This window comes from Allosaccharopolyspora coralli, from assembly GCF_009664835.1.
Classification (GTDB): domain Bacteria; phylum Actinomycetota; class Actinomycetes; order Mycobacteriales; family Pseudonocardiaceae; genus Allosaccharopolyspora; species Allosaccharopolyspora coralli.
The window spans coordinates 1,909,112-1,931,459 of the sequence record NZ_CP045929.1 but is presented as its reverse complement, the minus strand read 5'-3'; the positions used below and the strand labels follow the sequence as shown (position 1 = coordinate 1,931,459).

The following is a 22,348-nucleotide window of genomic DNA, read 5'->3' as shown; positions in this document are numbered from 1 at the left end:
AGCGGCCTGCCGACGACCCCCGCAGCTCGGGTATCGGCGCGCCGGTCGTGAACCGACGCGCGTCCCGGTCGATCGCGCTGACGACGGAGGTCAACGCCGATGGGCCGGCACCATTCCCCGCGTTACGGCTCGCCGTGGATTCTGCTGAGCATGGTGCTCGTCGGGATGCTCGTCGCTGCGGGCGGCATCACCGTCTACAACGTCGCGCTCGCGTGCTCCACACCCACGCAGATCCAGGTCGCCGCCGCGCCGGACATCGCTCCCGCCTTGGTCGACGCCGCCGACGAACTCGCCGACGACAGTGGGTCGGACTGCTACGAGGTCACCGTCTCGGCGGTCGACCCCGCGGAGACCACGGACGCGCTGAGCTCCGCACGATCCTCGACACCGGACGTGTGGGTTCCCGACTCGACGCTGTGGCTGCGCCAGGCCCGGGACCGGGGCGCGGACGTGTCCGAGCAGGGCCGCTCGTTGGCGACCTCGCCGGTCGTGTGGGCGGTCTCCAAGCAGGCTGCCGGTGAACTCGCCCCGGAGACCGTGCCCAGCTGGGAGGACATCGCCAACGCCGACCCGGCGGCGACACCGCTCGGCATCCCGGACCCGAGCGGCAACGCCATCGGCACCGCCGCCCTGCTCGGCCTCGAGTCGCTGAGTCGGGACACGGAGAACCCGCCGGCGCAGTTCGTCGCCTCGGTGCGCAAAGTCGCCCTCAATCCCACTCCGGGCGCCGGGGACGCGTTCCAGCGTTCCGGCGCCGGTGAGGGACTGGCCGCGTTTCCGGCGACCGAAGGCGCCGTGGTGCGCCACAACTCCCGGCCCGGCACGGAGACCTTCCTCGCCTCATACCCGGACGTGCCGGTGCCGAACCTCGACTACCCGATGGTCGTCCTGCCCGACGCCGATGACGAGGTCAGGGACGCCGCGCAGCGGTTCCAGCAGGCACTGACCGGACCGGAAGCCGACCGGTTCTTCGGGGAAGCCGGACTGCGTTCCGCCGACGGCCGACTGATCGCCGCGCAGCCGGACGTCGGCGGCATCCGGCCCGAGCCGCGCCCGGTCCAACCGCTGCCGGACCGAGCGAACGTCGAGGAGGTGCTCACGGCGTGGGCGGGGGCCAACCGCAGCTCCCGCGTGCAGGTGCTGCTCGACGTCTCCGGCTCGATGGACGCCGACGTCCCGGGCACCGACAAGACCCGCATGGACCTCACCCTGCAAGCCGCGACGCAAGGGATGGGGCTGTTCCAGCCGACCACCGAACTCGGGGTCTGGACGTTCTCCACCCGGCTCGACGGCGACCGGGACCACCGTGAGCTACTGCCGATGCGCGCGGTCGCCGACCACTTCGCGAAGGGCTCCGTCGGGGCGCTACAGGACGTCGAACCGAAACCCGGCGGCGGCACCGGACTGTACGACTCCGTGCTCGCCGCCTACCGCAGCCAGCTGCGGACCTGGGACCCCGGCAAAGCCAACCTCGTCGTCGTGCTCACCGACGGCGCCAACGACGACCCGAACTCACTGACACTGCAGGAGTTGTCCGACGAGATCCGGGCGATCCAGGACCCGGACAAGCCGGTCGCCGTGATCGGCATCGGGGTGGGCCCGGACATCGACCCGTCGGAACTGCGCGTCATCTCCGAGACCACCGGCGGCGAGTCGTTCACCACCCCGGACCCGACGAAGATCTCCGAGGTGTTCTACGCCGCGCTCAGCAAGATCCTCTGAGAAGCTGTGTTTGCTTTGCGGTGGTGGTCGCTCACCCTGCACGGGCCGAGCACGCGAGACCATGCCCTGACGGGCATCGGGACAAGACCCACAGACAACTTCTGCGCCCCGCAGGACGAGCGCGCTCAGTCGGCAGTCGAGGAGTCCGCGCCCTGCTCGGGGGTCCGGACGGCCTGACGCAGGCGGTCCTTGATCCCGGCCATCCGGCCGAGCACCCCGTTGACGAATCGCGGCGAGTCGTCCGTCGACAGCGCCTTCGCCAACTCCACGGCCTCGTCGATGGCCACGGCCGGCGGCACGTCGTCGCTCCACAACAGCTCGTAGAGCCCGAGCCGCAGCACCGCACGGTCGACCGGCGGCATCCGGTGCAACGCCCAGCCCTCGGCGTGTTCGACGATCAACTCGTCGATCCGGGACCGGTTCGCCTGCACCCCCTCGACGAGGGACACCGTGTAGTCGCTGACCGGTGCCACCTCGGGCGAACCGACGCGCTCCGTCAACAGTGTGACGGCGTCCAGGTCGCGCACGTCCGCCTCGTAGAGAACGTCGACCGCGCGCCTGCGGGCCTTGCTCCGTCCGCCCAACTCACTCTCGCTTTCCGGCTGATCCTCCACGCCGCGAGCCACGCCCGCGACCGGTGAGGTCACTTGTTGACGCGCCCCAGGTAGCGGCGGTCGCGGGGGTCGATCTTGACCTTGTCGCCGGTGTTGAGGAACAGCGGGACCTGGACCTCGGCCCCGGTCTCCAGCGAGGCGGGCTTGGTGCCACCGGTGGACCGGTCGCCCTGCACACCCGGGTCGGTGTGCTCGATGACCAGCTCCACCGACGTGGGCAGTTCCACGTACAGCGGGGTGTCGTCGTGCCGGGCGACGACCACGTTGGAGTTCTCCAGCATGAAGTCGGCCATCCCGCCAACCACATCGGCAGGCACGCCGACCTGGTCGTAGGTGTCCTGGTCCATGAACACGTAGTCGGTGCCGTCGTTGTAGAGGTAGGTCATCTCGCGGCGGTCGACGTTGGCGGTCTCCACCTTCAGGCCCGCGTTGAACGTCTTGTCGACCACCTTGCCGGAGAGCACGTTCTTCAGCGTGGTGCGCACGAAGGCCGCGCCCTTGCCCGGCTTGACGTGCTGGAAGTTCACGACGGACCACAACTGTCCGTCGAGGTTGAGCACCAGTCCGTTCTTGAGGTCGTTCGTGGTCGCCACGGTTGAGGTCTCTCCTGTTGCCAGCTTGCCGTCGAACACGTGACACGCCGCGCTCCCGCAGGCAGGCGGGGCGTCAGACGGAAACGAGTTCCTTCGTCGTCATGGTGAGGGGCTCCGCAGCGCCGCTACGCACGACGAGCGTGTCCTCGATACGGACCCCGCCGTGCCCCGGCAGGTAAACGCCGGGCTCGACGGTGACCGCCATCCCGGCGTCCAGAGTACCGTCCCCCCGCTGGGACAACGACGGTGCCTCGTGCACCTCGAGCCCGATCCCGTGCCCGAGGCCGTGCACGAAGTGCTCGCCGTGTCCCGCGTCCTCGATCACCTTGCGCGCCACCGAGTCGACCTCGCGGACGTCGGCGCCCGAACGCACCGCCTCGCACCCGGCCCGCTGGGCGGCCAGGACGAGATCGTAGATCTCCCGCTGCCAGGCGGCGGGCGCACCGAGCACGACGGTGCGGGTCATGTCCGAGTTGTATCCGTCCAGGTGTGCGCCGAAGTCCATCTTCACGAAGTCACCCTCGGCGAGCACCGTGTCGTCCGGCCGGTGGTGCGGCACTGCTGAATTCGCACCGGAAGCGATGATCGTGTCGAACGAAGGACCGCTGGCGCCGTAGTCCTGCATGCGCGATTCGAGATCCCGTGCGACCTCGCGCTCGGTTCTCCCGGCGCGCAGTCCCCCCGCGGCGACGAGGTCGGCCAGCGCCCGGTCACCGACGTCACAGGCGCGGTGGAGTGCGGCGAGCTCGTCGGCGTCCTTCACCAATCGCAGCGTCTCCACCAGCTGCGGGGCACGCACAAGTTCGGCTTCGCCCGCCGCACTGGTGAGCGCCTCGTGGCCGTCGACGGTCACGTGGTGACTCTCGAATCCGGTACGGCGGTGGGCGGCGGCGTCGGCGCCGAGCCGCTCCGCGAGCGCCGGTGCACTGGAGCGTTCCACCACGGTCTCCAGATCCGGCACCTGGCCAGCGGCCTGCTCGGTATAGCGGCCGTCGGTGCAGAACACGGTGCGACGTTCGGCACCGGGCTCGTCCCCGGCGTGCACCACCAGGGCGGCGTTCGAGCCGGTGAAGCCGGTGAGGTAGCGGATGTTGAGCAGATCGGTGATCAACATGGCGTCGAGTTCCCGCTCGCGGAGGTGTGCGCGGAGGGCGTGCCGACGGCGGCCGTGGGATTCAGACATGCGGTGCAGCCTAACCGCTGTCCCTGCCGTCACGTCCGCGATCAGCGGTGCCCGCCCCTGCCGGAGCGACGGACTCTGCGCAGACCGGCGGAAAACCCTCGGCGCACCGTGCCTGACCACAGCCTCGCTCCGCGCGGCCACTCATCGACGGCTGGACCACGCACCGCGTCTGCATGGGCATCCGTGCGCGCCGCTGCTCATCGAGTCCACAGTGGAGCATGAGCCTGCGCGACACACCGGTCACGCCTCGGCGAGCCACCGCAGCGCGAGTACGTACCCGCGCACTCCCAGACCGGCGACCACGCCCGTCGCCACGTCCGAGAGCAGGCTGCGGTGCCGGAACTCCTCCCGCCGGTGCACGTTCGACAGGTGCACCTCGAGCCACGGCTGCTCCAGCTGCGACGCCGCGTCCCGGACGGCGACCGAGTAGTGCGTCCACGCCGCGGCGTTGAGCACCACACGACACCCGCGATCCGCCGCCTCGTGCAGCCAGCCGACCATCTCCCCCTCGTGGTCGGTCTGGCGCACCTCGACCTCGACCCCGCACTCCCTGCCGGTCTTCTCGCACAGCTCGAGGAGGTCGGCGTAGGTGGTGTGCCCGTAGATGCTCGGTTCCCGGGTGCCGAGACGGCCCAGGTTCGGGCCGTTGAGGACCAGGACGCTCACAGCAGCACCTCCGTGCCGGACCGGGCCGAGCCCTCCTCGCCCGTCACCGCCGAATACGCGGCGGCCAGCAACGACGGGTCCGGACCCTCCAGACGGCCCGGCTTCGCGAGGCCGTCGAGCACGACGAACCGAAGAACCCCGGAACGGCTCTTCTTGTCGCCCTTCATCGTCTCCACCAGCTGCGCGAACGCCGACGGGTCGTAGGTCGTCGGCAGGTGCAGCAGGTCCAGCACGCGCTTGTGGCGGTCGGCCGTCTCGTCGTCCAGGCGCCCGGCGAGCCTGCCGAGTTCGGCGGCGAAGACCAGGCCGACGCTCACCGCCGCCCCGTGCCGCCAGCGGTACCGCTCCCGGCGCTCGATGGCGTGCGCCAGCGTGTGCCCGTAGTTGAGCACCTCACGCAGATGCGACTCCCGCAGATCCGACGAGACCACGTCCGCCTTCACCTGGATCTTGCGCCGGACCAACTCCGTGAGCACCTCACCGGTCGGGTCGATCGCGGCGTGCGGGTCCGCCTCGATGAGGTTCAGGATCTCCGGATCGCCGATGAAGCCGCCCTTGACGACCTCGGCCATGCCCGCGATCAGCTCGTTCTCCGGCAGCCCCTCCAGCAGCGCGAGATCGACGATCACCGTCGCCGGCTCGTGGAAGGCGCCGACGAGGTTCTTGCCCGCGTCGGTGTTGATCCCCGTCTTGCCGCCGATCGCGGCGTCGACCATCGACAACAACGTCGTCGGCACGTGCGCGACCCGCACCCCGCGCATCCACGTCGCGGCGACGAACCCGGCGATGTCGGTCACCGCGCCTCCGCCGAACGACACGACCACGCCGTCGCGATCCATGCCGATCCGGCCGAGCACCTCCCAGCAGAACCCGGCCACCTGGAGGGTCTTGCCGTCCTCAGCGTCCGGGATCTCGACCCGATGCGCGTCCACCCCGGCGGCTTGCAGTTCGTCGCGCACCGTCTCGACGGTCGTGGTCAGCGTCGGCTGGTGCACCAGCGCCACCGACGACGAGCCGCGCAGGAACTCCACGAGCTCGCCGAGCAGCCCCCGGCCGACCACGACGTCGTACGGCTGATCCGTCTCGACCCGGATCCGCACCGGCTCCGTCATCGCGCTCCCTTCGAACGACACTCGAGAGCCCCGGACACGGGCACCCCCGCACTAATCATGATCACTGCCGGTCGTGGCGCCCCAACCGGTCAGCGCGGCACGCACCGCCTCGACGACCTCCGTGGGCGAGCGGTGATCGGTGTCGACCTCCACCGTCGCCACCTCGCGGTACAGCGGCAACCGGGCGTCGAGCAGCGCTTTGAACGTGGCCCTCGGATTGACCCCCGCCAGCAACGGGCGGGCCGTCGACAACCCGGTGCGTCGCGCACCCTCCGCGAGCCCGACCGAGAGGAACACCACCGGAACCTCGCGCAGCACGCTCCGGGTCCGTTCGGAGAGCACGGCTCCCCCGCCGAGCGCGACCACGCCCGCGTGCTCGGCGACCGCCGCCGCGACCGCTTCCTCCTCCATAGCACGGAAAACGGGCTCGCCATCGGTGGTGAACAGGTCCGCGATGCTGCGCCCCGCCGTGCGCTCCACGTCGACGTCGGTGTCCCGCAACGGCAGCTGCCAAGCCTCCGCGAGCAGCTCACCGACCGTCGTCTTCCCCGCCCCCGGCGGGCCGATCACCACCGCACGCGGCGTCATTCGTGCACCGCCCGCTTCTCGGCACGTTCGCGCAGCGTCTCCAGGTAGCCCTCCACGTTGCGGCGGGTCTCCGGCAGCGAATCGCCACCGAACTTCTCCAGTACCGCTTCCGCGAGCACCAACGCGACCATCGTCTCGGCCACCACCGCCGCCCGCGGCACCGCGGTCACGTCCGAACGCTGGTGCATCGCCTGCGCCGGCTCGCCCGTGGCGACATCCACTGTGGCCAGTGCTCGCGGCAGGCTCGAGATCGGTTTCTTCGCGGCGCGCACGACGAGCGGTTCCCCGTTGGTGATGCCGCCCTCCAGTCCGCCCGCGCGGTTGCTGGACCGGCTCACCCAGTTCACGCCGTCGGCCGGGTGAATCTCGTCGTGTGCCCGGCTGCCCCGCCGGTGCGCGTTGGCGAACCCGTCGCCGATCTCCACACCCTTGATCGCTTGGATGCTCATCAACGCCCCGGACAACCGGGCGTCGAGCTTGCGGTCCCAGTGGACGTGCGAGCCGACTCCCGGCGGCAGGCCGTAGGCGATCACCTCCACGACACCACCGAGCGTGTCGCCGTCCTTCTTCGCGGACTCGACCTCGGCCTTCATCCGCTCCGTGGTCGCCTCGCCGAAGGCACGAACCGGATTCTCGTCGATCGCGGCGAGATCGGAGGGCTGCGGCAGGGTGTCCCCGCCGGCTTCGACCCCGCCGAGCGCGACGACATGGCTGACGATCTCGACTCCGAGCAACTGCCGGAGGAACTGTCGCGCCACCGTTCCCAGCGCCACCCGCGAAGCGGTCTCGCGGGCGCTCGCACGCTCGAGCACCGGCCGGGACTCGTCGAAGCCGTACTTCTGCATGCCGGGCAGGTCCGCGTGCCCCGGGCGGGGGCGCGTGAGCGGCTCGTTGCGAGACAGCGAGGACAGCACGTCCGCCTCCACCGGGTCGGCGGCCATCACCTGCTCCCACTTGGGCCACTCGGTGTTGGCGATGCGGACCGCGATCGGGCCGCCCTGCGTCAGACCGTGCCGGACCCCTCCGATGATCTCCAGCTCGTCGGCCTCGAAGTTCATCCGGGGACTGCGCCCGAAGCCGAGTTTGCGACGCTCCAACTCCGCGGCGATCTGCGAGGTCGTGACCTCCACCCCGGCCACCATGCCCTCCAGCACCGCCACCAGGGCGGGGCCGTGCGATTCTCCAGCGGTCATCCAGCGCAGCACACCTGGAATCGTGCCACGATCGCCGCGACCGCACGGCGTCCGGGTACCCAGTCACCAGGGGGTGAGCTGCGTCGCAGGACCGAGCAGCGTGCACAGCCACGCCGGGACCAGGATCGCGGGGCCGTGCGCGACCGGTCCCGCCGTCCTGGCAGACGCCACCACCGTCAGGATCGCCGCCGACGCCATCACCACGAGCACGGCAGGCACCGCGACCGCGCCGACCACGGCGCCGACGACTCCGGCGAGCTTCACGTCGCCGGCGCCGAGTCCGTGCGGCGACCACCAGCGGACCAGCGCGTACGATCCCGCGAACAGGACGGCACCCGCCAGCGAACTCGCCGCCGTCCCGGTCGTCGGCGGATGCTCTAGGGCCACCGCGAGCGCGAAGGCCACGACCGGGTACGCGGGCAGCGTCAACGCGTCGGGGAGGCGACGGCTACGCCAGTCGCACACCGCGAGAAGGATCGCCCACCATCCGAACGCCAGCGGTACCGGCACCCACCACCACGGCAGGCCACCCGCCGTCCGCACCGCGACCGCGACACCGACCAGCGCCGCACCGAACTCACACCATCCGGCCGGGGCCGCGACACCACGCCGCAACCACGCCAACAACCGTCGGCCGAGCCGCCCGACCGAACCGCCGACGACGGCCGACACCACCGAACTCAACACCAGAGCAGTCATGCGCTCCAGCCTCGGCGGCCCGAGCGGCCGGAGGGCGCAACCACCCTCCGAACCACCGCGTGTCGGATCGAAAGCCCGGCGATCACGGCCAGGTTCGGCAATCGCGCCCTGGGCGGCGTGAGCCTTTTTGGTGGCTATAGCAACTAAAAAGGCTCACGCCTCGCCCCGGCGCGCGTCGACACTTCGCAGACGGGGCGCCGTGGGGCGAGTCAGACGACGCGGAACAGGACGTCGGTGACGCGGACGGTGCCGTCATCGAGGACGTCATCCAGGCTCGTGGCGTCCGTGTCGAGCGCGACGACCGGGCACACGGCGGAGTAGCCGTGCCCCTGCACTTCCTCCGGGTCCCACGTGATCAGCGGCTGCCCCTGTTCGACCTGGTCGCCTTTCGCGACGTGCAGCGAGAATCCCTCGCCCTGGAGCTTGACCGTGTCGATCCCGAGGTGCACGAGCACCCCCGCACCGGACTCTGTGGCCACCACGAACGCATGCGGGTGCAACGTCACCACCGTGCCCGACACCGGCGCGACCGCGTCCTGGCGACCGAGATCCGGCGTCACGGCGACACCGGGGCCGACCATCGACTCGGCGAACACCGGGTCCGGAACCTCCGACATCGGTGTGACCATCCCGGGAACCGGGCTGCCGACCTCCACGCTCACAGCAGGTCCTCGATGTCGGCCGCGATGTTGTCCGCCTCCGGCCCGACCACGACCTGCACGATCGTGCCGGAGCGCATCACGCCGTGCGCTCCTGCGGATTTCAACGCAGGCTCGTCGACCTTCGCGCCGTCCTCGACCTCACATCGCAGGCGCGTGATGCACGGCTCGATCTCCACGACGTTGTCGCCGCCGCCGAGTGCGGCGACGATCGCCGCGGCCTTGTCGTCAGCCACAGGTGTGTCCTTCCTCTTGGCCCGCATCCCGGCCGACGCGAGTCTCTCCTGCGATCGTGTGCCACCGATGTCGAATCGGCAACGAAAACCGCACCGGCTTGACACCTGATCCGCTCGCGGCGGATCGTTCCCCAGCGATTGGTCCAGACCGGACGGTACCAATCGGAGCAGCGCTGTTGCGCGGCCGACCCGGATCACCAGGATGGACACCAACCCCGGCTCCGCGAGCCGACCGGTCCACGCACAGGAGGTACCCATGAGTGCCAGCGCCACCAAGGAGACCGGCGGCGGCAAGGGCTTGGCGCTCCTGCAACGGCTGGGCCGCAGCCTCATGCTGCCCATCGCCGTGCTGCCCGCGGCCGCGCTGCTACAACGCCTCGGCGAGGACGACCTTCTCGGTGCCATTCCCGGCTTCGAAACCATCGCGGGCGTGATCGGTGCGGGCGGCGGTGCGCTGTTCGACAACCTTCCGCTGCTGTTCGCCATCGGTGTGGCCATCGGCTTCGCCAAGCGAGCGGACGGCACCACCGCGTTGTCCGCCGCGGTCGGCTACCTCGTCCTCGTGTCCGTGCTGCAAACCATCGACGGGACCGAGGAAGGCACGTCGTACAACCAGTCGCCCTACGGCGTGCTGGGAGGCATCATCGCCGGTCTCGTGGCGGCGTGGTTGTGGCAGCGCTATCACCGGATCAAGCTGCCTCAGTACCTCGGATTCTTCGGCGGCAGGCGCTTCGTGCCCATCGTCACCGCAGTGAGCATGCTCGTCATCGGCGCGGTGCTCGGTGTCCTGTTCCCGCTGTTCGACGCCGGACTGACGTCCTTCACCGACATCGTCACCGCGAACGCGGTCGTCGGCGGTGGCCTCTACGGTGTCGTCAACCGGTTCCTCCTGCCGTTCGGCCTGCACCACATCCCGAACTCCATCGTGTGGTTCCTGTTCGGCGACTACAACGGCGTGCAGGGCGACATCAACCGGTTCTTCGAGGGCGACCCGACCGCAGGCACCTTCCAGACCGGCTTCTTCCCGATCTTCATGTTCGCGCTGCCCGCCGCCGCGCTGGCCATCACCCATTGCGCCCGCCCAGACCAGCGCAAGGTCGTCGGCGGCGTGATGCTCTCGGTCGCGCTCACCTCGTTCCTGACCGGAATCACCGAGCCGCTCGAGTTCGCGTTCATCTTCGTCGCGTGGCCGCTGCTGATCGTGCACGCGCTGCTGACCGGCACGTCGATGGCACTGACGAACGCGCTGGACATCCACGCGGGATTCGGGTTCTCGGCAGGCGCGATCGACTACGTGCTCAACTTCGGCATCTCGACGAACTCGATCTGGCTGATCCCGATCGGTCTCGGTTACGCGGTGGTCTACTACGTGCTCTTCCGCGTCATCATCACGTGGTGGAACCTGCCGACGCCGGGTCGCGGCGACGAGGACCCGGATCTCGTCGAGGGAGTCTCGGACCAACCAGCGGCGACCACCGGATCGAGCCAGTCCACGTCGTCCGGTGACTCGCCCCCCTCGGGTGGTGACAGCGGGCCGTCCGGTAAGCAGGACTCCGAGCATCCTTGACTCCCGAGAACCCGCCGACTCCGAGCACTCGGACGGCTCGCACGAACGGACACCACACCATGCCCGAACGACACGTCACCGTCGCCAGCCAGGTCGGTCTGCACGCTCGGCCCGCGGCACTGGTCGCCAAGGCGGCCGCGGCACAGCCGGTGAGCATCATGATCCGCAAGGACGACCGGGACCCCGTCGACGCGGGCAGCATCCTCGGACTCATGACACTCGGCGCCTCGCACGGCGACGAGGTCGTCATTTCCGCCGACGGCGAGGGAGCCGACGACGCGCTCGACAGTCTCGCCGAGATGATCTCCCGGGACCTCGACGCCTCCTGACCACGCGGGCGTGTCAGGTCAACGGCAGGGGCAGGAGGTCGTGGGTCGCCTCGCGGAGTGCGTCGCGCATCGCTTCGCGCGGAGCCGGCGCTCCGGTGAACTGCTCGACCTGGCCGAAGGACTGGTGCAGCAGCATGTCCAGTCCCGTCGCCAACGCTGCACCTTCGGCACGCACCGCCTCCGCGAGAGGCGTCGGCCACGGGTGGTAGACGACGTCCAGCACACACGGCGCGGCCGCGAGTGTCTCCGCGTCGGCGTCGACGGCCCCGGCAGGCAGCGTCGAGACGACGACGTCCGAGTCGGCGACTGCCACCGGAAGATCCACCTCGTCGAACCGCTCCACCTGCAACGCGACGCCGAGCGCTTCGGCGGCCGATTTCACCTCGGTGGCGCGCGCGGGTTCCCGCACGACCAGCCGGACCTGCCGCGCACCGAGATCGACGAGCCCGGCGAGTGCCGCCGCGGCCGTACCTCCCCCGCCGAGCAGCACAGCCGACCGGAGTGACGACACCCCGCCCGCCGCGCGCAGCGCACCCACGACACCGTCGACGTCGGTGCAGTCTGCGCGCCAGCCGGACCCCGACCGCACCAACGTGTTCGCGGCGCCCAGGATCGCGGCACGGTCGGTGCGTTCGGCGGCGAAGGCGGACGCGGCCCGTTTACCGGGCATCGTCACCGACAAGCCCACCCACGCCTCGTCCAAGGACTCCACGAAGCCGGGCAATGCCTCCGCGTCGCACTCGACGCGCTCGTAGCTCCAGCCCGTGAGGCCGAGCGCGCGGTAGGCGGCACCGTGCAGGACCGGCGAGAGCGAATGCGCCACCGGCGAGCCGAGAACGGCGGCGCGGCGAACGTCAGAAAGCGCCACGTTCCCGCGCTTCACGAATCGCGGCCTGGTGCTGCTCCATCGTGTCCGAGAAGCAGGACGTCCCGTCCTGGTAGCACTTCACGAAGTACACCCACGAGCCCTCGGCAGGCTTCTCGGCGGCTGTGACCGCCTCCTTGCTCGCCGACGAGATCGGCGTCGGCGGCAGCCCCTGGTTCTGATACGAGTTGTAGGGACCCGGCCGTTCGCGGTCCTCCCGGTTGGTCAGCAGCGTCGGCTTGTCCAGCGGGTAGTTGATCGTGGAATCGAACTGCAGCGGCATCTGCGCCTCGTTGACCCGGTTGTAGACGACCCGAGTCACCTTTTCGAAGTCCTTGGCGATGCCTTCGCTCTGGGCCAACGACGCGATAGTGAGCACCTCGTACGGCGTGAACCCGGTGCCCTCCGCAGCCTGGGGCAGCCCCGCGACCTCGAGTTGGGCCGCCGAGGACTCCACCACCGACCGCAGCAGTTCCTCGGCGTTCTCCCCCGGCTTCACGTCGTAGAGACCGGGCATGAGCAGCCCTTCGAGCCGGCGCTTCGGCTCCGCCTGGGAGGCGGGCCCGATCGCCCACTCGGGAACACCGAGCGCGGCGAGATCGGCCGTCTCGGCGACCCGGTGCAGCTCCTCGGAGCTCACGCACTGTTCCTGGCCGTCGATCTCCGCGCAGCTCGCCTCCGCGAGCAGCGACAGGATCCCCGGCGTGCGTTCACCGTTCGGCGCTGCCTGGTCCTCAAGGCGCATTCCGCCCCGGATCTCCAATGCGCCGACCTTCGCCGAGGGGTCAAGGATGCGCTCGACGGCCGCGGCGCCGGACATCCGCGACTTCATCAGGTAGAAGCCGGGCTGCACGCTCGCGATGTCCTTGCTCTGCTCCGCGGCCTGTGTGAACGCCTTAGTGCTGGCAACGACGTCTTGCTGGCGCATCGTGCTGCCGATGGCGCTGGTGGTGTCGCCGGACTTCACTTCGATGACAACGCTGCCCTCGCCGGCACCCTCGTAGTCCTCGAAGGACCCGATCTTGAGCAACTGGCTCGCGCCGTAGACGACACCGCCACCGACGAGGACGAGCACGAACAACCCCGCGAGTGCGGTCACCCAGCGACGCCGCCTGCGGCGACGGACCCGTTGACGGTCGTGCCGGGCACTGCGTCGACCGTACGGTCGCTCCCCCGCGTCGTCGGAAAACAAGCCGAGATCGTCGCTCACGAAAGATCCTCTCGTACGGTCCGCGCCCGGGCCTCCAGCCACGCCTGCAGGATCTCCACGGCGGCGGCCTGATCGACGACGGCACGCTGGCGCTTACCCCGCACGCCACGCTGGCTGAGCATCCGGCTCGCGGTCACCGTCGTGAGCCGCTCGTCGTGCAATCGCACCGGAACCGGTGCGATGCGCTCGGCCACCGCGTCGGCGTACGCCCGTGCGAGGTCGGCCGCCGTGCCGTCCTGACCGGCCAAGGTCTTGGGCAGTCCGACCACGACCTCCACGACGTCGTGCTCGGAGACGAGCTCGGCGAGGCGGACCAGGTCCTGTTTGCCGTCCTCGTCACGCTGGAGGGTAACGAGCGGTGTCGCGAGCATCGGAGCGGGATCGCTCATCGCGATGCCGACCCGCACCGCGCCGACGTCGACACCGAGCCTGCGGCCCGGGCCCGGATCCGGCACGGACTCGGCACCGGTCCCGGACTGCTCGTCCGACACGCTCAGGACACCACCCGGTCGAGCTCGGCACGTAGCGCGTTGACCGCGGCGGTGACCCCGGCCGGGTTGGCACCGCCGCCCTGGGCGGTGTCGGCCTTACCGCCGCCGCGACCGTCGACCTCGCCGGCGAAGGCAGGCACCAGCTTGCCTGCGGCGAGGCCCTTGTCCTGGGCCGCGTCGTTCACGCCCACCAGGAAGCCGACCTTGCCGCCCTCGGAGTCGACGGAGAACAACGCGACCACGGCGGGGCGCGAACCGAGCCGTCCGCGGATCTCACCGGCCAGCGCGCGCAACGAGCCACCGTCGACACCGTCCGGTACCTGCTCGGCGACCAGGGACACACCGCGCACGTCGACGGCCTTGTCGGCCAGCGTTCCCGCCGACTGCAGGACCTGCGCGACCCGCAGCTGAGCCAGTTCCTTCTCGGCGCTGCGCAGCTTCGACACCACGCCCGCGATCCGCTCGGGCAGCTGGTCGGAGGGGACCTTGAACTGTTCGGCGAGCTGGTTGACCAGCAGGCTCTCCTTGCTGATGTGGCGCATGGCGTCCATGCCGACCAGTGCTTCGACGCGGTGCACCCCGGAGCCCACCGACGAGTCGGTGACGAGCTTGACGACACCGAGCTGCCCGATCCGGCTCACGTGCGTGCCGCCGCAGAGCTCGCGGGAGTAGTCACCCATGTCCACGACTCGCACCTGGTCGCCGTACTTCTCCCCGAACAGCGCGACCGCGCCGAGTTCCATCGCCCGGTCCATCGTCGTGTCGTACGACTGGACCTCGACGTCGTTCTGCAGGTAGGCGTTGACCTCTTCCTCGACGCCACCGAGGACGTCGGCGGAGATCGCGCTCGGCGCGGTGAAGTCGAACCGCATCCGGCCGGGCGAGTTCAACGAACCGGCCTGGGCGGCACGCTTGCCGTAGGCACCCCTGACCGCGGCGTGCACCAGATGCGTCGCCGAGTGCGACCGCTCGATCGCATGCCGCCGGTTCCGGTCCACTTCGGACTCCAGCGTGGTGTCCACGCCGAGCTCACCAGCGACGACCGTGGCACTGTGCACGAACAGCCCCGGCACCGCCCGCTGCACGTCGTGCACCTCGACGCGCACGCTCGGGCCGACAAGCACACCGGTGTCGGCGACCTGACCGCCGCCTTCCGCGTAGAACGGGGTGCGGTCGAGAATCAACTCGACCTCGCTGCCCGCACCCGCCGACGACACCGACCGGCCGTCGACGAGCACGCCCAGCACCCGGCTCTCGGCCTGCAGATCGGTGTACCCCAAGAACTCCGTCGTGCCGTGCTCGTCGAGGAAGTTGCGGTACGTCGAGAGGTCACCGTGCCCGGACTTGCGGGCCCGTGCGTCCTCCTTCGCACGTTCGCGTTGCTCGGACATGAGCTCGCGGAAGCCCTGCTCGTCGACCGAGAGACCCTGCTCGGCGGCCATCTCCAGCGTGAGGTCGATCGGGAACCCGTAGGTGTCGTGCAGCTGGAACGCCTTGGACCCCGGCAGCTGCGTGTCACCGGACTTCTTGGTGTCGGTGACCGCGACGTCGAAGATCTTCGACCCGGTGGTCAGCGTGGAGCGGAACGCCTCTTCCTCGTTGCGCATCACCGAGTCGATCCGGTCGAACTCGGCCGCCAGCTCCGGATACCCCGGCGACATCGCGTCGCGCACCACCGCGGCGAACTCGCCGAGCACGGGCTCCTGCACGCCGAGCAGTCGCGTCGAGCGCACGATGCGCCGCAGCAGCCGCCGCAGCACGTAGCCGCGACCGTCGTTGCCGGGGGTGACACCGTCGCCGATGAGCATCAGACCGGACCGGGCATGGTCGGCGATGACGCGGAACCGCACGTCGTCGGTCTCGTCGGCACCGTAGCTACGGCCGGAGAGCTCCTCGGCCTTCTGGATCACCGGACGGACGAGGTCGGTTTCGTAGACGTTCTCCACACCTTGAAGGATGCAGGCGAGCCGCTCGATCCCCAGGCCGGTGTCGATGTTCTTGGTCGGCAGCTCCCCGATCGGCGCGTGGCCCTTCTTCGGGCTCAGCTCGCCGCGTACGTCCTGCATGAACACGAGATTCCAGATCTCGATGTAGCGGTCCTCGTCCGCGATCGGGCCGCCGTCGCGGCCGTACTCGGGGCCCCGGTCGTAGTAGATCTCCGAGCAGGGTCCGCCCGGGCCCGGCACACCCATGTCCCAGTAGTTGTCCTCGCCGTCGCGGGTCTGGATGCGCTCGGCCGGGATGTCGGTGAGTCGCTTCCACAGATCCGCCGCCTCGGCGTCGTGCTCGTAGACCGTCGCCCACAACCGCGCCGGGTCGAGCCCGTAGCCGCCGTCGGCCTGCGACTTGGTCAGCAAGTCCCAGGCGAGCTCGATGGCGCCGTCCTTGAAGTAGTCCCCGAACGAGAAGTTGCCCGCCATCTGGAAGAACGTGTTGTGGCGGGTGGTCTTGCCGACCTCGTCGATGTCACCGGTGCGCACGCACTTCTGGATGCTCGTCGCGCGCGGGTACGGAGCCGGGGCGTCGCCGAGGAAGTACGGCTTGAACTGCACCATGCCCGCGTTGACGAACAGCAGCGTCGGGTCGTCGAGGATCAACGACGCGCTGGGCACGACCGTATGGCCGGCGCCGCGGAAGTGTTCGAGGAATCGGTGGTTGATGTCGTGGGTCTGCACGGTCGTGATGTCCTTAGCGAGGTGCGGTCGTGCGGTCGCGGCGACGGCGGGGCGGAACGGCGGGTGAGCTCACCGGCCGGGTCGGGCCCGGTGTTCTGCCGGGTGGTCTCAGCGCCCCGCCCCGCGAGCTCGCCGCGCTGGCGCGCCGGCGCCCGTGTTCGCCGCGTTGCGGTCGGCACTCCACCCGGTCGCCTCGACCGTGCGGCTCTGCTGCCGAGTCGGCTCGGTGGTGCGCTCGACCACCTCGTGCAGTTCACGCTCGCGTTCGGTCATTCCGGCACGGACCTCGGCACCGAAGGAGCCGACGGCGCCTGCCAGTTCCCGCACCGCGCCACCGAGGTGCTCGGCCATGCCGCTCGGCGTCGCCTTCCGCGTGGTCTCGTTGACCTTGCGGTAGGCGGCGATCCCAGCGGCGGCTCCGGCACCGAACCAGAACAGACGCCTCACTGAAGACCTCCCTTGCCCTTGCGGCGGGAGTGCCTGCCTGCGGGCTCGTCCTTGCGTTTGCGCCGTGCGCGCAACGCCTTGCTCACTCCGTAGGAGAAGGCGGCCGTCTTCACCAACGGGCCCCCCAGTGTAGCGGTGAACAGCGACGACATCGCCGAGACGTTCCCGCTGACCGACTTGGCGTTGGCTGTGATGCCGTCCACCCGCTCCAGCTGGGTGTTCACGTGCGTCAGCGTCGAGTTGGCGCCGGTGAACAGCGGATCGGAATTCTCGTGCGCCTTGCGGATCGCCGTGGTCGTCTCGTCGAGCGTGCGCCCGAGTTTGACCAGCGGAATCGCCAGCAGCACGACCAGCAGCACGAAGGCGCCTGCTGCGATCAGCGCGGCGATCTGCGTGGGCGTCACGTGTCCTCCCGGTCACAGGATCTTGCGGCGGCCGCCGACAACGCCCGAAGCGCCTCCGGCGGAATGATCGCGGCCAGGTTACCCCGTGGTCGCACGCACAGCGTGCCCACCTGCCCGGCGCGCCGGGAACCGCCCGCACCAGGGGTTCCGGCCTACCGCCGAGATCCATGTGCGACACCTTGCGGCGACGAGCGACCCGGCCGAACCGGCCTCACCGAATCGGGGTCACCGGCCCATCACCGCCGAGCACTCCCACCACGTTACGAGCAGCCAACATCGCCATCTCCGTGCGGGTTTCGACCGTTGCCGACCCGAGGTGCGGAGCCAGTGCCACGTCGTCGCGGTCCAGCAGCCCCGGGTGCACGCGCGGCTCGTCCTCGAAGACGTCGAGCGCGGCACCCGCGATCTCGTCCCGTCCCAGTGCGTTCGCCAGCGCGTCCTCGTCGACAACGGGCCCCCGGCTGGTGTTGACCAGGATCGCGGTCGAGCGCATCCGCCGCAGGGCGGCGTCGTCGATGAGGTGCCGGGTCTCGGGTGTCAACGGGCAGTGCAGCGAGACGACGTCGGCGTACTCGAGCAGCTCCGGCAGTTCCATGAACCGCGCGTCGAGTTCGGACTCCACGTCGTCGTCGACCCGGCGCCGGCCGGAATAAGCGATCTCCATGCCGAACGCGCGACCCCGCCGCGCCACGGCCTGCCCGATGTGGCCGAGACCAACGATCCCGAGTGTCTTGTCCTGCAGGCCGGTCCCCAGCATGAACGACAAGCTGAATGCCCAGGGCTGGCGCGCGCGCAGCAGCCGCTCGCCCTCGCCGAGCCTGCGCGTCACCGACAGCAGCAGACCCCACGTGATGTCGGCGGTCGCCTCGACCAGCACACCCGGCGTGTTCGTCACCTCCACACCACGCGCGGCCAGCGCCGGGACGTCGAGGTTGTCGTAGCCGACCGCGATCGTCGACACGACCCGCAACTGCGGACCCGCAGCCTCGGCGACGGCATCGTCGATGCGGTCGGGAATCGCCGTGACCACCGCGTCGGCCCCACGGACAGCCTCGCGCAGTTCGTCCGGCGTCATCGCGCGTTCCGCCCCGAACTCGTCCACCTCACCCGCGGTGCGCAAGAGTTCGAGCGCGGGTTCGGGAATGGATCGGGTCACCACGATGCGGGGCACACAACCTCCTGACGAGCAGCGGATCACGACGAGGCGAGGCTACCCGTGACGCTGTTCGCGCCCCCGGACGATGTCCCGCAGTTTCGGCACCCGATCGGCCAACGGCCGTTCGCCGCCCCGGGAGGTCGGTTCGTAATAGTCGGTGTCGACGAGTTCGTCCGGTGGGTACTGCTGTTCGAGCACACCCTCCGACCGCCCGTGCGGATACTGATACCCCACTGCGTTGCCGAGCTTCTTCGCGCCCGCGTAGTGACCGTCGCGCAGATGCGGGGGAACGATGCCGGCCTTGCCCTCGCGGACGTCGCCCATCGCGGCGTCGATGGCGGCGATGACGGCGTTCGACTTCGGCGCGGTGGCGAGATGGATCGTGGCCTGGGCCAGTGCGAGCCTGCCTTCGGGCATGCCGATGAACTGCACCGCGTGCGCGGCCGAGACCGCCGCCTGCAACGCCGTCGGATCCGCCATCCCGACGTCCTCGCTGGCATGCACCACGAGCCTGCGGGCGATGAACCGCGGATCCTCTCCCGCCTCGACCATCCGGGCCAGATAGTGCAGTGCCGCGTCGACGTCCGAACCCCGGATCGACTTGATGAACGCACTCACCACGTCGTAATGCTGGTCGCCGTCGCGGTCGTAGCGCACCGCGGCCTTGTCGACGGTGGCCTCGACGGTGCCGAGGTCGATCACCTCGGCACCGGTCGACTCCACGGACTCCGCGGCGGCTTCCAGCGCCGTCAGCGCGCGCCGGGCGTCGCCGCCCGCGAGCGCCACGAGGTGCGCTTCGGCGTCCTCGTCCAGGCGGAACGCTGCGCCGAGTCCTCGCTCCTCCTCCACGGCACGCCGCACGAGTCCCCGCACGTCCTCGTCGGTCAGGCTGTGCAACTGCAGCACGAGAGACCGGGACAGCAGCGGCGAGACGACCGAGAACGAAGGGTTCTCGGTCGTCGCCGCCACCAGCAGCACCGTGCGGTCTTCCACCGCGCCAAGCAGGGCGTCCTGCTGGGTCTTCGAGAACCGGTGCACCTCGTCGATGAACAGCACGGTCGCCTCGGCGCTGCGCCCGAGTCGTTTACGCGCCTCCTCGATGACCGCCCGGACCTCCTTGACCCCGGAGGACAGCGCGGACAACGCCACGAAACGACGTCCGGTGGCCTGCGAGACCAGGTTCGCCAACGTGGTCTTGCCGGTTCCGGGCGGGCCGTGGAGCAGCACCGAAGCCGGTGCCGCTCCCTCGACGAGACGCCGCAACGGCGCACCCGAACCGAGCAGGTGCTGTTGGCCGACGACCTCGTCGAGCGAGCGGGGACGCATCCGCACCGCCAGCGGAGCGTGTTCGGCGATCCGCTCACCCGCGCGGTCGTCGACCTCGGCGCCGAAGAGACCGTCCTCGAACAAGCCGTCACTCACGGCATCGACGCTACCCGGCACCGCCGACGGCGCGGTGCACGCCCGATCAGCGCACGCCCGCAGGCATGGCCACCTCGACGGTGCAGTCGTTCTTTCGCCGCTGCGCCGCCCATGTCTCGACGGCCTGATGGCACGCGCGGTCGAGGTGCCGCAACGCGCTCAGGTCGACGTGCACGCTGCGCACCATCGGAACCCGATCGAGCTGCTCCAGCAGGCGGGGCAGGCGCAGGAACGTCGCCGTGCCGTCCAGGCGGACCCGCACGTGGTCGTCGTCGTGCTCGTGGTCGACCGAGAGCCGGGAGACCTCGAAAGCGGTCTTGACCACCGCGGCAGCCAGTCCGACGAGAGTGCCCAGCAGCAGGTCCGTCGCCACGATCATGCCCGCCGTCAGCAACACGATGGCGCCCTCCGCCCGCTGTTCGCGCAGCAGCGCGACCATCTGCGGCAGTTCGAACAGCTTCCATCCCGCCTGCAGCAGCAACGCGGCCAGTACCGCGACCGGGATGAACCCGAGCAGGCCGGGCATGGCGACCACGAACAACAGCAACCACACGCCGTGCATGATCCGGGAGGCCTTGGTGCGCGCACCGGCGTTGACGTTCGTCGAGCTCCGCACGATCACCGCAGTCATGGGCAGCGCGCCGAGCACACCGCAGATCGTGTTCCCGGCGCCCTGCGCGACGAGTTCCTTGTTGAACTGGGTCTTCGGCCCATCGTGCATCCGGTCGACGGCCGCCGCGCTGAACAGGCTCTCCGCGGAGGCGATGAGCGCGAACGTCACCATCACGCCCAGCACGGCGGGAGTGAACGCTCCCCCGACGGTCTCGGCAGTGGGCAGCGTCATCGCCGAGAGCAGCGACCCCACCTCGATCCGCGCCAGCGGCAGATCGAGCGCCACGGCGGCGCCTGCGGCCACCACGACCGCGGCCAGCGGCCCCGGCACCGTGCTCACCGGCTTCGGCAGCTTCTTCCACCCGGTAGCCACGAGCAGGGCAAGCACCGCGACGCCGATACCACTGAGCCCCTGCGGCGTGGTGAACGCGGTGGTCACCAGCTCACCGAGCCCGCCGAACTTCGCACTCGTCTCGGCCGGTTGCTCCAGACCGGCCACCACGTAGATCTGGCCGAGGATGAGCACGGCCCCGATTCCGGCGAGCATGCCCTGCACGACCGCCGGGGAGATCGCCCGGAACCATGTGCCGAGCCCACCCAGGCCCAACAGCAGCTGGATCGCACCGGCTCCGAGGACGATCACACCGAGCATCTGCAGGCCGTGGTCGGCCACGGCGGAGGCGACGAGCACCGTCAGGCCCGCGGCAGGGCCGCTGACCTGCATCGTGCTTCCGGGCAGCAGGCCGACGACGATGCCGCCGACGATGCCGGTCACGATGCCCAGCTCGGCGGGCACGCCGGAGGCCACGGCAACGCCCACGCACAACGGCAGTGCGACGAGGAACACCACGAGCGAGGCGGCGAAATCGGCGCCCCGGTACTCGCGCGGCCATTTCGGTACTCCGCCTCGCGATCGGCCGCTGATCGCTCGGGTCGTGTCAGTTGAGGTCATCACGAAGCTCCAGGGAGTTCGGGCAGCATGGGATCACCGGATCGCCCATGCCGCTGTCGCGACACGGACGCCGGTCGTGTTGGAACGAGGCCGCCTCTGACGGCGGCGGGACAGCTTGATGGACCGCGCGGAGTGAGGCTGTGATCAGGCACGGTGCGCCGACAGTGTTTCCACTTCCTACGCAGACCGGCGGATTCTCACCTCGTTGGCCGGCGAGGACAGCATCGACATGATGGAGAGGCGCCACCCGAGGTCGACGATCCCGCAGCCGGCCGCGAGCCGAGGTTCCGCCACGGAACCACCGCCGCAGATCACTACGCGCACCCGCTTACAACGGCAGGAAGTCGGCTCCGGTGCGTTCGTCCGGGCACCGCAGCACGTTGCCGGTGTCGATCTCGAAGAACCAGCCGTGCAGACGCAGGCGTCCGTCGGCCACGCGCTCCCGGACGAACGGGTAGCCCTCCAGCACGTCGAGCTGGTCTCGCACGTGCTGCTGGCTCTCGGAACGGACCGCCGGATCGGTCACGGTGCGGACCTCGCCGTTGTCCGGAACGCCGAGCCAGTTGCGCATCGCAGGCAGCCGATCGAGCCCACTACCCCGTGCGGTCAACGCGGTCACCGCGCCACAATGCGAATGTCCGCATACGACGATCTCGGGGACACCGAGCTGAAGGACGGCGTACTCGATCGTCGCCATCTCGCTCGAGGCCGAATCCGGACGGTATTCGGGAACCATGTTGCCTGCGGTCCGCAACTCGAACAGCTTTCCGGGTTCGGCACCGGCGATGGCCGAGGGAATCACCCGCGAATCGGAACAGGTGATGAACAGGGCTTCGGGTTCTTGTCCCGCTGCCCACTGGAGACGGCGTTCCCGCGGAACAACTCCGGAATGCCGCCGCGCTTGATGCACCAAATGCTGAAAATTCATCGCTCGCCTCACTGGAGGTGGCAGG

The 22,348-nt window shown here is 69.9% G+C and carries 23 protein-coding genes; 3 read left to right on the top strand and 20 right to left on the bottom strand.

Annotated elements, in window-relative coordinates:
• Window positions 1-99 precede the first annotated feature (99 nt).
• Window positions 100-1,722, top strand: a complete 1,623-nt coding sequence (locus GIY23_RS09195; protein ID WP_154076264.1) for a substrate-binding and VWA domain-containing protein — start codon at window positions 100-102, stop codon at window positions 1,720-1,722.
• A 125-nt stretch (window positions 1,723-1,847) separates the two neighbouring features.
• Here GIY23_RS09195 and nusB read toward each other — a convergent pair whose 3' ends face one another.
• The 10 genes from nusB to GIY23_RS09145 all read right to left on the bottom strand — a co-directional run bounded on the left by nusB (window position 1,848) and on the right by GIY23_RS09145 (window position 9,265).
• Window positions 1,848-2,306: a transcription antitermination factor NusB gene (nusB, locus tag GIY23_RS09190; protein WP_154078729.1), complete on the bottom strand. Its 459-nt coding sequence runs from the start codon at window positions 2,304-2,306 to the stop codon at window positions 1,848-1,850.
• 59 nt (window positions 2,307-2,365) lie between these two features.
• On the bottom strand, window positions 2,366-2,929 hold the full coding sequence (gene efp, locus GIY23_RS09185; RefSeq protein WP_154076263.1) for an elongation factor P: 564 nt from the start codon (window positions 2,927-2,929) through the stop codon (window positions 2,366-2,368).
• Window positions 2,930-3,002: 73 nt separating this feature from the next.
• Window positions 3,003-4,112: a M24 family metallopeptidase gene (locus GIY23_RS09180; protein WP_154076262.1), complete on the bottom strand. Its 1,110-nt coding sequence runs from the start codon at window positions 4,110-4,112 to the stop codon at window positions 3,003-3,005.
• Between the two features lie 240 nt (window positions 4,113-4,352).
• A complete protein-coding gene (gene aroQ, locus GIY23_RS09175) occupies window positions 4,353-4,778 on the bottom strand; it encodes a type II 3-dehydroquinate dehydratase (RefSeq protein ID WP_154076261.1) in 426 nt (141 codons plus the stop codon).
• On the bottom strand, window positions 4,775-5,890 hold the full coding sequence (gene aroB / locus GIY23_RS09170) for a 3-dehydroquinate synthase (RefSeq protein ID WP_154076260.1): 1,116 nt from the start codon (window positions 5,888-5,890) through the stop codon (window positions 4,775-4,777). Before aroB ends, aroQ begins: the two co-directional genes overlap by 4 nt.
• Window positions 5,891-5,941: 51 nt before the next feature.
• Window positions 5,942-6,478, bottom strand: coding sequence for a shikimate kinase (locus tag GIY23_RS09165; RefSeq protein WP_154076259.1), 537 nt, complete (start codon window positions 6,476-6,478; stop codon window positions 5,942-5,944).
• Window positions 6,475-7,683: a chorismate synthase gene (gene aroC / locus GIY23_RS09160; protein ID WP_154076258.1), complete on the bottom strand. Its 1,209-nt coding sequence runs from the start codon at window positions 7,681-7,683 to the stop codon at window positions 6,475-6,477. Before aroC ends, GIY23_RS09165 begins: the two co-directional genes overlap by 4 nt.
• Before the next feature lie 51 nt (window positions 7,684-7,734).
• The gene (locus GIY23_RS09155) at window positions 7,735-8,370 is read right to left on the bottom strand and encodes a prepilin peptidase (protein WP_154076257.1); all 636 of its coding nucleotides are present in this window, start codon (window positions 8,368-8,370) and stop codon (window positions 7,735-7,737) included.
• Between the two features lie 209 nt (window positions 8,371-8,579).
• A complete protein-coding gene (locus tag GIY23_RS09150; protein ID WP_154076256.1) occupies window positions 8,580-9,032 on the bottom strand; it encodes a PTS sugar transporter subunit IIA in 453 nt (150 codons plus the stop codon).
• Entirely contained in the window at window positions 9,029-9,265 is a 237-nt protein-coding gene (locus GIY23_RS09145) for a glucose PTS transporter subunit EIIB (protein WP_154076255.1), read from the bottom strand. The genes GIY23_RS09150 and GIY23_RS09145 overlap by 4 nt, the downstream gene beginning before the upstream one ends.
• Window positions 9,266-9,521: 256 nt before the next feature.
• Here GIY23_RS09145 and GIY23_RS09140 point away from each other — a divergent pair, with 256 nt between their 5' ends.
• Complete coding sequence (locus tag GIY23_RS09140; RefSeq protein WP_154076254.1) at window positions 9,522-10,832, top strand: PTS transporter subunit EIIC; 1,311 nt, start codon at window positions 9,522-9,524, stop codon at window positions 10,830-10,832.
• A 59-nt stretch (window positions 10,833-10,891) separates the two neighbouring features.
• Window positions 10,892-11,161, top strand: coding sequence for an HPr family phosphocarrier protein (locus GIY23_RS09135; protein ID WP_154076253.1), 270 nt, complete (start codon window positions 10,892-10,894; stop codon window positions 11,159-11,161).
• A 13-nt stretch (window positions 11,162-11,174) separates the two neighbouring features.
• Here the strand turns inward: GIY23_RS09135 and GIY23_RS09130 are convergent, their stop codons facing one another.
• From GIY23_RS09130 to GIY23_RS09085, 10 genes are all read right to left on the bottom strand, one after another.
• Window positions 11,175-12,029, bottom strand: a complete 855-nt coding sequence (locus GIY23_RS09130) for a shikimate dehydrogenase (RefSeq protein WP_154076252.1) — start codon at window positions 12,027-12,029, stop codon at window positions 11,175-11,177.
• The gene (gene mltG / locus GIY23_RS09125; RefSeq protein ID WP_154076251.1) at window positions 12,016-13,236 is read right to left on the bottom strand and encodes an endolytic transglycosylase MltG; all 1,221 of its coding nucleotides are present in this window, start codon (window positions 13,234-13,236) and stop codon (window positions 12,016-12,018) included. The genes GIY23_RS09130 and mltG overlap by 14 nt, the downstream gene beginning before the upstream one ends.
• Window positions 13,233-13,727 carry a Holliday junction resolvase RuvX gene (gene ruvX, locus GIY23_RS09120; RefSeq protein ID WP_154076250.1) on the bottom strand — a complete coding sequence of 165 codons (495 nt, stop codon included), beginning with the start codon at window positions 13,725-13,727 and terminating at the stop codon, window positions 13,233-13,235. Before ruvX ends, mltG begins: the two co-directional genes overlap by 4 nt.
• A gap of 2 nt (window positions 13,728-13,729) precedes the next feature.
• A complete protein-coding gene (gene alaS, locus GIY23_RS09115; RefSeq protein WP_154076249.1) occupies window positions 13,730-16,402 on the bottom strand; it encodes an alanine--tRNA ligase in 2,673 nt (890 codons plus the stop codon).
• A gap of 108 nt (window positions 16,403-16,510) precedes the next feature.
• Complete coding sequence (locus GIY23_RS09110) at window positions 16,511-16,849, bottom strand: hypothetical protein (protein ID WP_154076248.1); 339 nt, start codon at window positions 16,847-16,849, stop codon at window positions 16,511-16,513.
• Complete coding sequence (locus tag GIY23_RS09105) at window positions 16,846-17,253, bottom strand: DUF948 domain-containing protein (RefSeq protein WP_154076247.1); 408 nt, start codon at window positions 17,251-17,253, stop codon at window positions 16,846-16,848. The genes GIY23_RS09110 and GIY23_RS09105 overlap by 4 nt, the downstream gene beginning before the upstream one ends.
• Window positions 17,254-17,464: 211 nt before the next feature.
• Entirely contained in the window at window positions 17,465-18,424 is a 960-nt protein-coding gene (locus GIY23_RS09100) for a 2-hydroxyacid dehydrogenase (protein WP_154076246.1), read from the bottom strand.
• A gap of 39 nt (window positions 18,425-18,463) precedes the next feature.
• The gene (locus GIY23_RS09095) at window positions 18,464-19,831 is read right to left on the bottom strand and encodes a replication-associated recombination protein A (RefSeq protein WP_222850273.1); all 1,368 of its coding nucleotides are present in this window, start codon (window positions 19,829-19,831) and stop codon (window positions 18,464-18,466) included.
• A gap of 46 nt (window positions 19,832-19,877) precedes the next feature.
• Window positions 19,878-21,395 carry a SulP family inorganic anion transporter gene (locus GIY23_RS09090; RefSeq protein ID WP_154076245.1) on the bottom strand — a complete coding sequence of 506 codons (1,518 nt, stop codon included), beginning with the start codon at window positions 21,393-21,395 and terminating at the stop codon, window positions 19,878-19,880.
• 328 nt (window positions 21,396-21,723) lie between these two features.
• Window positions 21,724-22,323, bottom strand: a complete 600-nt coding sequence (locus GIY23_RS09085; RefSeq protein ID WP_154076244.1) for a carbonic anhydrase — start codon at window positions 22,321-22,323, stop codon at window positions 21,724-21,726.
• Window positions 22,324-22,348 lie beyond the last annotated feature (25 nt).